The organism is Vibrio sp. JCM 18905, assembly GCF_055393305.1.
Genome location: NZ_AP043878.1, coordinates 645,036 through 661,112, shown reverse-complemented (window position 1 = coordinate 661,112; position 16,077 = coordinate 645,036). Strand labels below are relative to the sequence as shown.

The following is a 16,077-nucleotide window of genomic DNA, read 5'->3' as shown; positions in this document are numbered from 1 at the left end:
CGCGAATAACTAAAATTCGCGGATGTCCAACTCATTGTGGATCAATACTACACACTGAGAAGCGAAAAGCATCTTAGGACCTAAGCTGATCTTCTCTGTGCCAAGGCGCTTTAAGCTGTTAAAAGACTTTTTCGGCATCGGTATATGGTCAGTTAGCAAGAAACATGGATTTTCACCAATTTCTGCATCACGAACAAATTCGCCTTTCTTATCCAGCATATATAGTTGGTGATCTTCTGCCAGCTCTTGTACTAGGCGTTCAAAGCTCACTGTACGAACGGTAATACCAGGTTCGACTTCACGAAGTTGCTCTTTACCCATACCAACCGAAGCATCCAAAGCGCGAGCCACTGCTGCAATCAACGTTGACTCGTGAAAACCGCCAATATTGGTAATGTCGTTTGAACGAATGGTAATCGTGCGCGAGTAATCCTTCGTGCTCTCTAATACTAAGTGGACAACCACATCTTCACGGTGAGATTGTGCAACGAACATGGTGTTCATCATGGTATGAGCAAGGATCTCGGTATGCGCCTCGTTACCAACACCTTCTAATAGTGCTTTGCTGGTGGTTGGCGCCGCGCGAGCTCGTAAAACAAAAGAGCGCATGAGTTTAGCCTCTATATAGGAAGAGTGAATGCGCGGAAGTATATACCCAAGCAGGGAAGGGATGCGAGTTTAATAGTAAATGTGAACTTACTTACAAAGCTTCGATTGTCGTGCGGAGTGTGCTGGTTAGAATAGGAGACAACCCTGTTAGGAGCGGTATATGGAAATCAAAAAGATAAATAAAGACATTTATAAAAAGAAAGTAAACCTGGTGATTGGCGGTTTTGTTGCGTTGCTCGCTATCTCATCTCTTGCCTTTAGTACCTTGCTTATTGTTTTGTTTGGCAACACTGAAGTCGTACCTGAACAATCAACGGGAAACTTTCATTGGAATTTGATTGGTGTACTTCTGTCTCTCGCGACGTCCCTCTCTTTGCTAAACCAATTTAAAACTCACCCTTACATGCGAGAAGTACTGTACGTTTGGAAGCTCAAGCAGCTACACAATAAGATTTATCGCAAACTAAAAAATATTAAAGCAGCCGCGAGCAATGACGATGTAAAAGCGCTCACTACGCTTAAGTTCTATTACACAACGCAACAACAAGTGTTTGAGTTAGACAACAACACATTGACGATGAGTAGTGTAAATAAAGAATTAGAGGCAATTGAGCAAATCGAAGCGGAGCAATCACTGGATCTTGATATCACCAGCTTTAAAGAGAGCTGGGTAGACACATACTGATTGCCTATTTGCTACTTGAAGTTAACAACTGAGTGCTAAAAATAAGCGTTTGAGTGAGATTTAATCACTCGACGCTTTTTTTTAGTTTTTTTTCTAAAAAGGGGTTGCCAAGAAAAATCATCTCCCTATAATGCGCCTCCGTTGTCAGGGCAATGCGGAAACGCAAAAGCAGTTGGCAACAAGGCGAATAAAAAGCTTCTAAAAATTAATTTAAAAAGTGTTTGACACCAAGAATTAGTTCATTAGAATACGCCTCCGCTTTGAGAGAAAAACTTCTCGTAAAGCAAGCTCTTTAACAATATAGACCTATCAATCTGTGTGGGCACTCGTTGATGATAATCCAATTAGAAACTTCGGTTTCAAATTAGGTTTCAATGATACGAAGTGACCATTGAGTCGAAAGACTCAGCACAGTCAATTCAAACATTACTTTAGCTATTTATTAGCAAGAGCAATGTTCAGTATTCATTGAGCCTCCCCTATTTATTTAGGGAATCAAAACTTTAAATTGAAGAGTTTGATCATGGCTCAGATTGAACGCTGGCGGCAGGCCTAACACATGCAAGTCGAGCGGAAACGAGTTATCTGAACCTTCGGGGAACGATAACGGCGTCGAGCGGCGGACGGGTGAGTAATGCCTAGGAAATTGCCTTGATGTGGGGGATAACCATTGGAAACGATGGCTAATACCGCATGATGCCTACGGGCCAAAGAGGGGGACCTTCGGGCCTCTCGCGTCAGGATATGCCTAGGTGGGATTAGCTAGTTGGTGAGGTAAGGGCTCACCAAGGCGACGATCCCTAGCTGGTCTGAGAGGATGATCAGCCACACTGGAACTGAGACACGGTCCAGACTCCTACGGGAGGCAGCAGTGGGGAATATTGCACAATGGGCGCAAGCCTGATGCAGCCATGCCGCGTGTATGAAGAAGGCCTTCGGGTTGTAAAGTACTTTCAGTCGTGAGGAAGGCGGCGTCGTTAATAGCGGCGTTGTTTGACGTTAGCGACAGAAGAAGCACCGGCTAACTCCGTGCCAGCAGCCGCGGTAATACGGAGGGTGCGAGCGTTAATCGGAATTACTGGGCGTAAAGCGCATGCAGGTGGTTTGCTAAGTCAGATGTGAAAGCCCGGGGCTCAACCTCGGAATAGCATTTGAAACTGGCAGACTAGAGTACTGTAGAGGGGGGTAGAATTTCAGGTGTAGCGGTGAAATGCGTAGAGATCTGAAGGAATACCGGTGGCGAAGGCGGCCCCCTGGACAGATACTGACACTCAGATGCGAAAGCGTGGGGAGCAAACAGGATTAGATACCCTGGTAGTCCACGCCGTAAACGATGTCTACTTGGAGGTTGTGGCCTTGAGCCGTGGCTTTCGGAGCTAACGCGTTAAGTAGACCGCCTGGGGAGTACGGTCGCAAGATTAAAACTCAAATGAATTGACGGGGGCCCGCACAAGCGGTGGAGCATGTGGTTTAATTCGATGCAACGCGAAGAACCTTACCTACTCTTGACATCCAGAGAACTTTCCAGAGATGGATTGGTGCCTTCGGGAACTCTGAGACAGGTGCTGCATGGCTGTCGTCAGCTCGTGTTGTGAAATGTTGGGTTAAGTCCCGCAACGAGCGCAACCCTTATCCTTGTTTGCCAGCGAGTAATGTCGGGAACTCCAGGGAGACTGCCGGTGATAAACCGGAGGAAGGTGGGGACGACGTCAAGTCATCATGGCCCTTACGAGTAGGGCTACACACGTGCTACAATGGCGCATACAGAGGGCGGCCAACTTGCGAAAGTGAGCGAATCCCAAAAAGTGCGTCGTAGTCCGGATTGGAGTCTGCAACTCGACTCCATGAAGTCGGAATCGCTAGTAATCGTGGATCAGAATGCCACGGTGAATACGTTCCCGGGCCTTGTACACACCGCCCGTCACACCATGGGAGTGGGCTGCAAAAGAAGTAGGTAGTTTAACCTTCGGGGGGACGCTTACCACTTTGTGGTTCATGACTGGGGTGAAGTCGTAACAAGGTAGCGCTAGGGGAACCTGGCGCTGGATCACCTCCTTATACGATGATTATTGCGATGAGTGTTCACACAGATTGATATGGTTTATGAAGTTTAAGAGATAGAACATCCCCCAAGATGTTCAACTTAGTGTCCCGTTCGTCTAGAGGCCTAGGACACCGCCCTTTCACGGCGGTAACAGGGGTTCGACTCCCCTACGGGATACCATTGGGTCGTTAGCTCAGTTGGTAGAGCAGTTGACTTTTAATCAATTGGTCGCAGGTTCGAATCCTGCACGACCCACCATTCTTCTCCACGAAGCATGGCTCTTTATTTTCACTTTTTAAAAGTGAAGTAAAAGGGAAACTTATGTGGGCGATTAGCTCAGTTGGGAGAGCACCTGCCTTACAAGCAGGGGGTCACTGGTTCGAGCCCGGTATCGCCCACCATTCTCTAAGTATTTTTGGAATAAAACGTCCAAACCAGAACAACCAATTGATACTGGTTGGCATTTTTGACTCTGAAAGTCTTTAGAAAATGTAACTTCCTTGTGAAGAAACATGGCTCTTTAACAATTTGGAAAGCTGACAAAACAACAATTTATTGTTGTTTGTAAAGTTCTCAAAGTATTCCTGATGGAATACAACTAAAAACACATTCAAGTGTTCTTGGGAATAGCATGAAAATGTTATTCATATTTGAGTCCGGCAAAATCGAAAGCTGTCTCGCTCATTCAAATAATGAGACAGCAACTTTGGTTGTTTGACCGTTTGATTTCACTTTTTAAAGTGAAGACAAAATGCAATTCGAAACTCCTTCGGGTTGTATGGTTAAGTGACTAAGCGTACACGGTGGATGCCTTGGCAGTCAGAGGCGATGAAGGACGTATTAACTTGCGATAAGCCCAGATTAGGTAGTAAAAACCACTTGAGTCTGGGATTTCCGAATGGGGAAACCCACTTACATAAGTAAGTATCGTTATGTGAATACATAGCATAACGAGGCGAACCGGGGGAACTGAAACATCTAAGTACCCCGAGGAAAAGAAATCAACCGAGATTCCGAAAGTAGCGGCGAGCGAAATTGGACTAGCCCTTAAGCTTTATAAGCGTCAGGTGAACAAGCTGGAAAGCTTGGCGATACAGGGTGATAGCCCCGTAACTGACGACGCATATTCAGTGAAATCGAGTAGGGCGGGACACGTGATATCCTGTCTGAATATGGGGGGACCATCCTCCAAGGCTAAATACTACTGACTGACCGATAGTGAACCAGTACCGTGAGGGAAAGGCGAAAAGAACCCCTGTGAGGGGAGTGAAATAGAACCTGAAACCGTGTACGTACAAGCAGTAGGAGCAGGCTTTGTCCTGTGACTGCGTACCTTTTGTATAATGGGTCAGCGACTTATATTCAGTGGCAAGGTTAACCATCTAGGGGAGCCGTAGGGAAACCGAGTCTTAACTGGGCGTTCAGTCTCTGGATATAGACCCGAAACCAGGTGATCTAGCCATGGGCAGGTTGAAGGTTGAGTAACATCAACTGGAGGACCGAACCGACTAATGTTGAAAAATTAGCGGATGACTTGTGGCTAGGGGTGAAAGGCCAATCAAACCTGGAGATAGCTGGTTCTCCCCGAAAGCTATTTAGGTAGCGCCTCGGACGAATACTACTGGGGGTAGAGCACTGTTAAGGCTAGGGGGTCATCCCGACTTACCAACCCTTTGCAAACTCCGAATACCAGTAAGTACTATCCGGGAGACACACGGCGGGTGCTAACGTCCGTCGTGGAGAGGGAAACAACCCAGACCGCCAGCTAAGGTCCCAAATTACTACTAAGTGGGAAACGATGTGGGAAGGCTCAGACAGCCAGGATGTTGGCTTAGAAGCAGCCATCATTTAAAGAAAGCGTAATAGCTCACTGGTCGAGTCGGCCTGCGCGGAAGATGTAACGGGGCTAAGTAGTAAACCGAAGCTGCGGCAATGCACTTTTGTGCATTGGGTAGGGGAGCGTTCTGTAAGCGGTTGAAGGTGTGTGGTAACGCATGCTGGACGTATCAGAAGTGCGAATGCTGACATGAGTAACGATAAAGGGGGTGAAAAACCTCCTCGCCGGAAGACCAAGGGTTCCTGTCCAACGTTAATCGGGGCAGGGTAAGTCGACCCCTAAGGCGAGGCCGAAAGGCGTAGTCGATGGGAAACGGGTTAATATTCCCGTACTTCTTACAATTGCGATGGGGGGACGGAGAAGGCTAGGTGGGCCTGGCGACGGTTGTCCAGGTTCAAGTGCGTAGGCTGAGAAATTAGGTAAATCCGGTTTCTCTTAAGGCTGAGACACGACGTCGAGCTACTACGGTAGTGAAGTCATTGATGCCATGCTTCCAGGAAAAGCCTCTAAGCTTCAGATTGTAAGGAATCGTACCCCAAACCGACACAGGTGGTCGGGTAGAGAATACCAAGGCGCTTGAGAGAACTCGGGTGAAGGAACTAGGCAAAATGGTACCGTAACTTCGGGAGAAGGTACGCTCTCGACGGTGAAGTCCCTCGCGGATGGAGCTATTGAGAGTCGCAGATACCAGGTGGCTGCAACTGTTTATTAAAAACACAGCACTGTGCAAAATCGCAAGATGACGTATACGGTGTGACGCCTGCCCGGTGCCGGAAGGTTAATTGATGGGGTTAGACTTCGGTCGAAGCTCTTGATCGAAGCCCCGGTAAACGGCGGCCGTAACTATAACGGTCCTAAGGTAGCGAAATTCCTTGTCGGGTAAGTTCCGACCTGCACGAATGGCGTAATGATGGCCACGCTGTCTCCACCCGAGACTCAGTGAAATTGAAATCGCTGTGAAGATGCAGTGTACCCGCGGCTAGACGGAAAGACCCCGTGAACCTTTACTACAGCTTGGCACTGAACATTGACCCTACATGTGTAGGATAGGTGGGAGGCTTTGAAGCGCAGTCGCTAGATTGCGTGGAGCCGTCCTTGAAATACCACCCTTGTAGTGTTGATGTTCTAACGTCGACCCCTTATCGGGGTTGCGGACAGTGCCTGGTGGGTAGTTTGACTGGGGCGGTCTCCTCCCAAAGCGTAACGGAGGAGCACGAAGGTGGGCTAATCACGGTTGGACATCGTGAGGTTAGTGCAATGGCATAAGCCCGCTTGACTGCGAGAATGACAATTCGAGCAGGTGCGAAAGCAGGTCATAGTGATCCGGTGGTTCTGAATGGAAGGGCCATCGCTCAACGGATAAAAGGTACTCCGGGGATAACAGGCTGATACCGCCCAAGAGTTCATATCGACGGCGGTGTTTGGCACCTCGATGTCGGCTCATCACATCCTGGGGCTGAAGTCGGTCCCAAGGGTATGGCTGTTCGCCATTTAAAGTGGTACGCGAGCTGGGTTTAGAACGTCGTGAGACAGTTCGGTCCCTATCTGCCGTGGGCGTTGGAGAATTGAAAGGGGCTGCTCCTAGTACGAGAGGACCGGAGTGGACGAACCTCTGGTGTTCGGGTTGTGTCGCCAGACGCATTGCCCGGTAGCTAAGTTCGGGATCGATAACCGCTGAAAGCATCTAAGCGGGAAGCGAGCCTTGAGATGAGTTCTCCCTGATACTTTAAGTATCCTAAAGGGTTGTCGTAGACTACGACGTTGATAGGCAGGGTGTGTAAGCGTTGTGAGGCGTTGAGCTAACCTGTACTAATTGCCCGTGAGGCTTAACCATACAACACCCAAGGGGTTTTGATGGACTCAATGAAAGAACATTGAATGTGTAAGAACGAGAATTAAGAAACAGCTTTCCAGATTAAAGAATTTGCTTGGCGACCATAGCGTTTTGGACCCACCTGATTTCCATGCCGAACTCAGAAGTGAAACGAAATAGCGCCGATGGTAGTGTGGGGTTTCCCCATGTGAGAGTAGGACATCGCCAGGCTTTAAATATCGCTTTCAAGTTTTATCTTAATTGAGATAACTTAAGGCAAAACTAAAAATTAGCATCGATAGTATAAGACTAAGTTTTAGTGACAATTTTTGGAGAGATGGCTGAGTGGTTGAAAGCACCGGTCTTGAAAACCGGCATACGTTAATAGCGTATCTAGGGTTCAAATCCCTATCTCTCCGCCACCTTTAAAAAACCGCTGTTCTTACAGCGGTTTTTTTGTATCTGCTGTTTTTTAACAGCTGTTATCGAAAACTTCTAATTGGCTTTTCTCCGGCCCTTTCTCTAAGTTCTTTAGCGTACTCACTTTGGGTTTAGTTTACGCAGTAATATCTGCAATCGAAGACATTTTCATAGGTCATTTAGGCTTTAAGTAGAGCTTTGTTAAGTCTCAACGTGGGATGCTTAAAAGCATTTTGATAGAGTTTCAGTCTAAATACTGCGGATGCACTTGGAGAAAAAATGAAGCTACTTTACTGGTTAGATGAATGGCAAGCGCTTACTCAAGAAGAACAAGAGATGGCTTTACCTATCTCTGGCTACGATTTACTTGATGATGTATTTGTGAAGTATGAACTCGTCGATCTTAACAAGCCATTGTTGTTCACATTTTCTCCTTCCGGCACTGATGTGCAGGTACAAGATTTAACTCCGAATTTTTCTCCTTGGGGCTACGAGCTCGGAATACAACAAAAAGTAAACATTATTGCCTTTCAACATTTAGGACAAAGTAATTGGTTCCGTAGTCGGAATTTGATTTTCTTTCTGGAGCAGCTGTCTGAGTTGCTTCATCCCTTCCAATGTCGTTTGGGTTATGGGCAAAGTCGAGGTGGCTTTGCAATTGGCGCGTTCGCTAACTTGCTGAAATTAGAACATCTTTTGTTGTTTTATCCTGTGAGCACAAAAAATAAAGCGTTAGTGCCTCGGGATGATCGGCCCAGCACTGAGCTTGCTCAGCAGTTTGCTTGGGAAAGCGGCTACCATGATCGAGATTTGGGCAATGCCAAAGGTTATATTATTTATGACCCATCCAATCGTATTGATCGTCTTCATGCTGAACGTTACCCAGAGCTAACTCATTTAAAAGTCGTCGGTATGGGGCACGGCACTCAATCCACACAATTAGATAAATTAGAATTTTTTAATCTGGTGGCGAAGGAGTTTGTTCGTCATCAAACCATAGATATTGACCAATTTAATAAGCAAATTCACGCTTTGTTTTAAAAGAGGACTGATATCAGAGTCCCCTGTAACCAGGGGGAGATGATCACACACTAAAAACTAGATTTTTAACACAATTGCTAGGCGCAATTTAGATGGAGGATTAATGAAGTTACTGTACTGGTTGGATGAATGGCTGGCTCTTTCTCGTGAAGAACAGCAAACCAGGCTACCGATGTCCGGGGAGGACTTACTTGATGATGTGTTTGTTAAGTATGAGTTTGTCGACCGAAATAAACCGCTGTTGTTCACCTTTTCCCCTGCTGGTACGAATCTACAAGTACAGGACTTACACTCAGACTTTGCGCCTTGGGGCTATCGATTAGCCCAGAAACAAAAAGTAAATATTATTTCTTTTCAGCACCTTGGGAAAAGTAACTGGTTTCGCAGCCGTAATTTGATTTTCTTTCTAGAGCAGTTATCGACATTACTTGAGCCTTTTGAATGCCGTTTAGGTTATGGCCTTAGCCGCGGTGGTTTTGCTATTGGCGCTTTTTCCAATCTATTAAAGTTGGATCAAGTATTGATGTTTCACCCGGTCAGTACAAAAAACAAAGTGCTAGTGCCATGGGATGACAGGCCAAGTACTGAACTTGCCCAACAATTTGATTGGGAAGGAAAGTACCACGACCTCGACCTTGGAGATGCAAAAGGTTACATCATTTATGATCCAACTAATGAAATCGACCGCCTTCACGCCAAACGCTACCCAGAGCTCACTCACTTGAGAGTCTTCGGTATGGGACATGGTACCCACGCGACGTATTTGAATAAATTCGGTTTTTATAAGCAAGTAGCCGTAGACTTTATACGTTATCAGAAGATAGATATAGCGCAGTTTCGTCATCAGACCAAAACGCTGCGCTTAAAAGAAGATTACTATCAGTGCCTTAACAAGGCGAATGCGAGCTCACAGCATCGTTTAAACTTACTGAGTACCGCTCATAATGTACTAATTGAAGAAAAGAAAGAACATGTGAAGGAGCATCAAGCGCAAATCGATATTCAGCCACTTGTTGATATTGCACTTAAGCATGAGTATGACAACCCGCAAGATGCAGTACAGCTTTTGGAAGTAGCTCAACAGCTGGTTCCGAATGATCCCGTTGTGGAGCACAAGTTGCAGCAACTGTCGTAGCGTTGAGCTGTAATGCAGAGTGGCATTTTGAATTTGGTCAGTGGCTTTTGTCGCTGGCCTTTTTAAGAGCTTATGGGTTGATATTTCGATGAAATTTAATGAAGCAGTACAAAATAAAAAGCCCAAGCAAATGCTTAGGCTTAACGAGTATTAATATGAGTTTAAAACTCTTTTGGCGCAAAACCTGTCATGACATCGAGGCGAAGCTCTTTACCAACTTTTGTTAGTGGGTGAACGATTACTAAGCCGCGTACGCGTTTTTTCAGTTTGCCGATGTCCGCTTGTTCTGCTTTGGTGATTTCACGAGAGAATGGCATATCAAGTAAGCTTTTACGTTCTTTGTTCAGCTCATAGTTTTGCTTATGCTTTAACTGGTTAAGCTTTTTGGTTAGCTGTTCTACTTCATCCGTGAACTTTGTAATCATTTCGTGATCACCACGAGAACGTGCCGCATCAAGTTTACGTTGGCATGTATCTAAACGGTTGTGCAGCTTTTGAATATCAGTTTTTATGCTCATGGTAATTTGGCTCAAATTTTAAATAGTCGAGAAGTATAGCATAGCTGAGATCACACGCTCTACTATACTTCTCGATTGTCTGGCTTTAGTTAATCAGTTCATTGCCCGATACGTTACCAGAGAAAAAGGCTTCGACGTTATCAAGCGTCACAGAGGCAATATTATTAAGTGCTTCGTGAGTCAAGAATGCTTGGTGGCCAGTAAACAGCACGTTATGACAAGCCGATAAGCGACGGAAAACATCGTCTACGATGACATCGTTAGATTTATCTTGGAAGAACAAGTCTTTTTCATTGTCATACACGTCTAGACCAAGCGCGCCAATCTTACCTTGTTTCAAGGCTTCTATCGCCGCTAGTGAATCCAGCAACTCGCCTCGACTAGTGTTAATGATCATCACACCATCTTTCATTTGCGCGAAGGCTTTTTCGTTCAATAGGTGATAGTTTTCTTCACTCATTGGACAATGGAGAGAGATAATATCCGCATTAGCGTAGATTTCTTCAAGCGAACAGTAACGCGCTCCCATTTCTAGTGCTAATGGATTTTCGTAAGGGTCATAGCAAAGCAGCTCCATGCCAAGCCCTTTGAAGATACGCATCGTCGCGATACCAATCTTACCTGTACCAATGACACCAACGGTTTTCCCGTAAAAGTTAAAGCCAACTAGGCCCTCTAGCGAGAAGTTGGCGTCACGTGTACGTTGGTAGGCTTTGTGAAGGCGACGATTTAGGCACATCATCAAACCGACTGTGTGTTCAGCCACCGCTTCTGGTGAGTAAGCAGGAACTCGAACCACTTGTAAGCCAAGTTCTTTAGCGGCTTGTAGATCAACTTTATCAAAACCCGCGCAGCGCATGGCAATAAGCTTAGTTCCGCCTAGAGAAAGCTGTTTAAGAACGGGAGCTGAAAGGTCATCATTGACGAAAGCACACACGACATCGCAACCATGTGCCATTTTGGCGGTTTTTTCGGTTAGCCGGAAGTCGTGATAGTGGAATTCAAAATTTCGGTTATTTTTAATTTTATTAAAAGAGGCCTCGTCGTAGGATTTTGCACTAAAAAAAGCAATATTAATCATGGTTCCCTCTCAAAAAGTGCGGACTTTATAAATAAATATACTTATAAAGTAATGCAACTTAGGCGGAATGAATAGAGAAATCTTCTCTTTAACTTTTGCCATATCAAACAACGATAACGATCACGCCTTTCAATGAGTATTATCTTACGATTCTGCACTTGTGCGTTCATCCCTTTAGCTCCTGGGGTAATACAGGTTCTACCCTAGATACTGTTTGCTTTACGGGCGCTAACTGACTAGCATAATCGCTCTTTTCTTGTTCACTTTAGTTAGGTTAGGCGTTCCGGCAATGTCAGTGAAATGGTGCTCTATGTTCTTGTGTTGTGTGTTGGCTTCTGGCGTCCATGCAGCTGTAGATTTTGTTAAAGTCGACAAGTCAAAGCGTCGAATGTATTTAATGGAACAAGGCACAATACTAAAAGAATACCGCATTGCTTTAGGAGCGAACCCTAAAGGGCATAAACAAGAAGAGGGAGACAATCGTACACCTGAGGGCGAATACACCTTAGATTACGTCATAGAAGACTCGGCTTTTTATCGTTCTGTGCATATTAGCTACCCTGATGCGATTGATACGTTGGAAGCGAAGCGCCGAGGTGTGTCCCCAGGAGGGAACATCAAAATTCATGGTTTAAAAAACGGTGAGAGTCAGTTGCCGATTTATATCCAAAGCTTTGATTGGACCAATGGGTGTATTGCGATTACCAATGAAGAGATGGATGAATTTATCCAGCTTGTAGAGATGGGGACACCAATTCAGATTGAGTGGTAACGAAATGGTGCCTCTGAAGCTCAAGGTGGTATGTGCTATGGCATAAAGCGTTGTGGATGATCACTGAATATACAGTCTAACTGAGGTAGGTACTTCAGTTTGTTTGGATTGTTCACTGTATAACACATCACTTTGTAACCCGCCTGCTGGAGTTTGTTTATTTGGCGCGAGCGAACCCAGTTAATGTTTAGGTTGCAGCTATAGGCGTTAACTTCTTCCAAAAGGCGTTTATCTTTTCTCGTTAAGAATTCACTCAATACACCTAATCGATACTCATTGCAGTATTTATGCAGCGCTCTAATGACATCATGACTAAAACTGGAGAGTAGTACCTTCTCTTGCGGCATGGGACTTTTTGCTAGTACGTTGGCGAGAGCTTGTGCCACTTCTTCTGCTGGGTGGCGATCTACCTTAACTTCAATATTCAAGTTAAGCTTGTGCTCAGTAGCTAAAGTGAGCAGCTCATCTAATGTCATGATTTTCTCACCTGAAAAATCTGCGCTGAACCAGCTACCAAAATCCAACGCCTTTAACTCTTCCAGAGTCAGTTCATCGACACGCCCTTGTCCATTACTGCATCGATTTATGGTGTGATCATGGCAAACCACTAAAACATTATCTTTGGTCGGTTGTACATCAACTTCAACCCAATTTAATCCGAGGTCAATGGCGGCCTGAACGCTCACTTTTGTATTTTCTGGGTATGAGCCAGCAACACCACGATGACCAATTACTAATGTTTCCATGTTCTTCATCTTCTGCTTTGTGTTGAGCAGATTGTACTCGTTTTTTGCTTTGAAGATATACCTCAAGGTGCATGTTGTCAGATCGTCTTAATAAAAGCCAAATCGCCCATTCGTCAAGGTAGGTCGTTGGAAGCACTCCTGTCGAATCATGAACCAAAGTTGGACTTTTATTCTCCTGCCGCTCATTTTTAAAGAGCAAGGTAGTTGCGAATGCATCATGGTTATCGGGAGAGAGAAATATGAAGATCGGTGTTATTGGTGCAGGTGCTGTTGGTGTGGGAGTATGTAATTACTTACTCACTCTGGGTAGTTTTAGTGAGCTTGTTCTACTTGATAAAAATTTAGAACGTGCCGAGGGTGAAGTGTTTGATTTTCGTCACACGATGGCACTGACTTTTTCAAAAAACACACGCATTATGCCGTCGGATGATTACTTAGATTTACTCGAAGCCTCTCTTGTTGTTATCACCGCTGGTACGCAGATTAAACAAGGACAAACTCGTTTGGATATTGCTGAGGTTAATGCTCAAATTGGAGTTGATATTGCGCGTCAAATAGAACGCGTAGCGCCAAATGCGGTGTTGATTGTTGTGTCAAACCCATGCGATATCGTGGCGCACTTTATTGTCACCAACACCGGTTTTGAGCCGAGTAAAGTTATTAGCAGTGGCTGTGTAGTTGATACCGCTCGTTTAATGAGTATTGTTGCTGGCCGTGTAGACCTAGACCCGAAGAACGTGTTTGGTTATGTATTAGGAGAGCATGGTAGCCATTGTTTTACTCCTAAGAGCTTAATTTCTATCGCTGGGCAACCGGCCGACTATTACTGCGATACCCATAACATTGAGAGAATTGATCCGCACGCACTTCTTGAGGCGGTGAAACAGGCGGGATACGAAATCTTTCGGCGTAAGCAGAACACCGTTCATGGCATTGCCGCCAGTGTCTTTCGAATCATTCAAGCTGTGACGATTAACGAACGATCGGTGTTGCCCGTCGGTACGATGATGTCGGGGCAATATGGTTTGCATGATGTTGTTCTCAGCCTACCTACGGTTATTGGAAAAAACGGAGCAAATTCAGTTCTGATGCATCCCTTCACTGAAGAGGAGCTTGTCACATTAAAAACGATCAGCGCCCACTTAAAACACATCGTCGAAAATGTCGCTAAGCAGACGAAGCTAAAGCCCTAGGATGTGTAGTTGTTTAATTTGTAAATGAGTAATAGAATGCGAACCATTTTTATTTGAATGGTGAGTGGTAATGTCTCGAGTTTTGATAGTGGATGATGACGTTCCTTTGTGTGAGCTATTAGAAGCAGTTTTGCAAGAGGAGGGCTATATTGTCTCTTCTGTACATTGCGGTGAAAGTGCTTTGCAATATATGGAAAAAACGCCGGTAGATCTTGTACTGCTTGATGTCATGTTACCAAACCTTAACGGCATGCAAGTTGCCCGTAGAATCTGTCAACGCTTCGCGACACCTATTCTAATGCTTACTGCTCTTAATGATGAAAACTCGATGCTTGATGGCTACCAAGCGGGAGCCGATCAGTACATAGGAAAGCCTTTTAATGTTGCTGAGCTTCTGATGCGCATCAAAGCGATTCTTCGTCGTGTTGGTTTAGAGCGCCAACGTCAGGCGATGTGCAGTACCGTTCAAACGATCAGTGCTCAGCTCAATAGCTTACCACTCACAAGCACGGAAGCCGAATTACTGAGCTATTTAGTCAAAAACCAAGGTGTGGTGATTTCAAAAGCGGAACTCCAAACCGAAGTATTAAAGAAAGAGCTAAGCCCTTTTGACCGCAACCTTGATATGCACATCAGTAATATACGTCGCAAGCTAGTAGAAGCAGGGCTCTCTAAGCAACATATCAAAACCTTCCGTGGCAAAGGTTACAGCTACCTAGAGGCTGTAAACAATTAATGAAGCTCACGTGCCCACCTTTTATCGCGAAACGTAAAGATAGCTTAGCGTTTAAGTTGTTTAGTTATATGACTGCAATTGTGATAAGTATTTTGGTCGTACAAGCAATGGCTGAGCAAGCTCTCGTGAAAGCCATGCTAAAAGTGCCGGACAGTGTGCGAGAAGAAATGCTTGATCTTGCACATCAAGCCAATGTGCTGATTGAGCACGGAGATATGGACGAACTTGCGGATTGGGCGAACGCGCAAAACTTTTATCTGTTTGTGCTGAATGAGCACCAGCAACCCGTCACTCACCGTTTAATGCATCCACACTTCGAGTTCAAACTTCAATTTAAAAGAAGTATTGATGATCAACTTGAGGGAAAGGTAAATCGCCCGATTATCAATATCCCTTTGGTAAAAGATAATAGCTTGGTAATTCAACTGCCACATCGACTGCATCCCGCACATGACTTCATTTTATATTTCTCTATTCTCAAAGTGGTGATTGCGGTAGTTATTTTGGCGTTGTTCTCATTGCTAATGGCACGCAACTTACAACAGCCGCTTGATCGCTTAAGAGAAGCAAGCAAAAAGCTATCTAACGGTGACTTTAATGTCAGTGTGGTGAAAGAGTTAAAATCGAATACGCGCGAGTTTAACGAGCTGGCGCAAGACTTCGACCACATGACACAGCAAATTCATTCTCTTGCCGAAAAGCAGCGATTGCTTATAAGAGATGTCTCCCACGAGATCCGAACGCCGTTAGCAAGACAGAATTTAGTTCTACACCTTTTACGGAAGCGAGTTGGGGAGAACGAGCAAAGCTTGGTGACCAGGCTAGAAGACGAAGCTAAAGAGCTAAACCATTTGATAAGCGATATCTTGGAGTTCAGTCGCTTGGAAAATGCGCGTTTCGACAAAGGTGCGAAACGCCGTGATTTAGAGGTGTTGCTCGCACCGCAAGTAGAGCGGTGCAAAATCGATTTAAAACCAGAACAAACATTGTCATTCCGTTCAGAAGCAACATGCGCCAAAGCTTTTTGCGAAGAAACGCTCATCATTCGTTGTTTGAATAACCTTGTTGGAAATGCCATCAAATATTCAGGGCAAGCATCTCAGATAGAAGTTTCTCTGGCTAATCATGTCAAAGATGGGCAGCAATTGATTTCCATGTCTGTATCCGACAATGGGCCTGGTATTCCAGAGAACAAGTTGGTCGATATTTTTGACCCGTTTACTCGCTTAGATGCATCAAGAGATAAGAAGCTTGGCGGCTATGGTTTAGGTCTCGCGATTGTCAAAGAATCCATGCGCATTATGGGTGGATCTGTTACGGCGAAAAATCGTGAACAAGGAGGTCTGAGTGTTACTTTGGTGTTCAAGCAGTAAGTATGGTTAAGTCTTATTAACCGTGATGCTGATCACGTTATTGTGGTTCGTCATCAGAGAGTACTTTACAAAAG

General features: G+C 45.1%; 11 protein-coding genes, 4 tRNA genes and 3 rRNA genes. 14 read left to right on the top strand and 4 right to left on the bottom strand.

Features of this window, described 5'->3' with window-relative positions; translation table 11 throughout:
* Positions 1-9: 9 nt before the first annotated feature.
* Entirely contained in the window at positions 10-609 is a 600-nt protein-coding gene (trmY, locus tag ACZ5ZC_RS02870) for a tRNA (pseudouridine(54)-N(1))-methyltransferase TrmY (RefSeq protein ID WP_005459965.1), read from the bottom strand.
* Between the two features lie 160 nt (positions 610-769).
* On the opposite strand from trmY, the gene ACZ5ZC_RS02865 reads away from it, so the two are divergent.
* From ACZ5ZC_RS02865 to ACZ5ZC_RS02820, 10 genes are all read left to right on the top strand, one after another.
* Positions 770-1,294: a DUF3087 domain-containing protein gene (locus tag ACZ5ZC_RS02865; RefSeq protein WP_054866710.1), complete on the top strand. Its 525-nt coding sequence runs from the start codon at positions 770-772 to the stop codon at positions 1,292-1,294.
* Between the two features lie 505 nt (positions 1,295-1,799).
* A 16S ribosomal RNA gene (locus ACZ5ZC_RS02860) occupies positions 1,800-3,352 on the top strand.
* A gap of 90 nt (positions 3,353-3,442) precedes the next feature.
* A tRNA-Glu gene (locus tag ACZ5ZC_RS02855) sits at positions 3,443-3,518 on the top strand.
* A gap of 2 nt (positions 3,519-3,520) precedes the next feature.
* Positions 3,521-3,596, top strand: a tRNA-Lys gene (locus ACZ5ZC_RS02850).
* Between the two features lie 67 nt (positions 3,597-3,663).
* Positions 3,664-3,739, top strand: a tRNA-Val gene (locus ACZ5ZC_RS02845).
* Positions 3,740-4,118: 379 nt separating this feature from the next.
* Positions 4,119-7,009: ribosomal RNA gene (locus tag ACZ5ZC_RS02840) — 23S ribosomal RNA — on the top strand.
* Between the two features lie 93 nt (positions 7,010-7,102).
* Positions 7,103-7,219: ribosomal RNA gene (gene rrf / locus ACZ5ZC_RS02835) — 5S ribosomal RNA — on the top strand.
* The 16S, 23S and 5S rRNA genes sit together here with 4 tRNA genes alongside, the layout of an rRNA operon.
* A gap of 100 nt (positions 7,220-7,319) precedes the next feature.
* Positions 7,320-7,410, top strand: a tRNA-Ser gene (locus tag ACZ5ZC_RS02830).
* Positions 7,411-7,687: 277 nt separating this feature from the next.
* Positions 7,688-8,449, top strand: a complete 762-nt coding sequence (locus tag ACZ5ZC_RS02825; protein WP_464931746.1) for a cytosolic protein — start codon at positions 7,688-7,690, stop codon at positions 8,447-8,449.
* A 103-nt stretch (positions 8,450-8,552) separates the two neighbouring features.
* Positions 8,553-9,584 carry a hypothetical protein gene (locus ACZ5ZC_RS02820; RefSeq protein WP_005374275.1) on the top strand — a complete coding sequence of 344 codons (1,032 nt, stop codon included), beginning with the start codon at positions 8,553-8,555 and terminating at the stop codon, positions 9,582-9,584.
* 161 nt (positions 9,585-9,745) lie between these two features.
* Here the strand turns inward: ACZ5ZC_RS02820 and ACZ5ZC_RS02815 are convergent, their stop codons facing one another.
* Complete coding sequence (locus tag ACZ5ZC_RS02815; protein ID WP_005374274.1) at positions 9,746-10,102, bottom strand: YibL family ribosome-associated protein; 357 nt, start codon at positions 10,100-10,102, stop codon at positions 9,746-9,748.
* An 85-nt stretch (positions 10,103-10,187) separates the two neighbouring features.
* The gene (locus ACZ5ZC_RS02810; RefSeq protein WP_054866878.1) at positions 10,188-11,183 is read right to left on the bottom strand and encodes a 2-hydroxyacid dehydrogenase; all 996 of its coding nucleotides are present in this window, start codon (positions 11,181-11,183) and stop codon (positions 10,188-10,190) included.
* A 289-nt stretch (positions 11,184-11,472) separates the two neighbouring features.
* Between ACZ5ZC_RS02810 and ACZ5ZC_RS02805 the strand changes: the two genes are divergently transcribed.
* Positions 11,473-11,955, top strand: a complete 483-nt coding sequence (locus tag ACZ5ZC_RS02805; protein ID WP_048624649.1) for a L,D-transpeptidase family protein — start codon at positions 11,473-11,475, stop codon at positions 11,953-11,955.
* A 35-nt stretch (positions 11,956-11,990) separates the two neighbouring features.
* On the opposite strand, the gene ACZ5ZC_RS02800 is transcribed toward ACZ5ZC_RS02805, so the two are convergent.
* The gene (locus tag ACZ5ZC_RS02800) at positions 11,991-12,701 is read right to left on the bottom strand and encodes a glycerophosphodiester phosphodiesterase family protein (protein ID WP_054866988.1); all 711 of its coding nucleotides are present in this window, start codon (positions 12,699-12,701) and stop codon (positions 11,991-11,993) included.
* Between the two features lie 239 nt (positions 12,702-12,940).
* On the opposite strand from ACZ5ZC_RS02800, the gene ACZ5ZC_RS02795 reads away from it, so the two are divergent.
* The 3 genes from ACZ5ZC_RS02795 (at position 12,941) to ACZ5ZC_RS02785 (ending at position 16,003) form a co-directional block, all read left to right on the top strand.
* Positions 12,941-13,894, top strand: coding sequence for a lactate/malate family dehydrogenase (locus ACZ5ZC_RS02795; RefSeq protein WP_054866880.1), 954 nt, complete (start codon positions 12,941-12,943; stop codon positions 13,892-13,894).
* 70 nt (positions 13,895-13,964) lie between these two features.
* A complete protein-coding gene (locus ACZ5ZC_RS02790; RefSeq protein ID WP_005393531.1) occupies positions 13,965-14,630 on the top strand; it encodes a response regulator transcription factor in 666 nt (221 codons plus the stop codon).
* A complete protein-coding gene (locus ACZ5ZC_RS02785; protein ID WP_237305778.1) occupies positions 14,630-16,003 on the top strand; it encodes a sensor histidine kinase in 1,374 nt (457 codons plus the stop codon). Before ACZ5ZC_RS02790 ends, ACZ5ZC_RS02785 begins: the two co-directional genes overlap by 1 nt.
* The last annotated feature ends 74 nt before the right edge of the window (positions 16,004-16,077 follow it).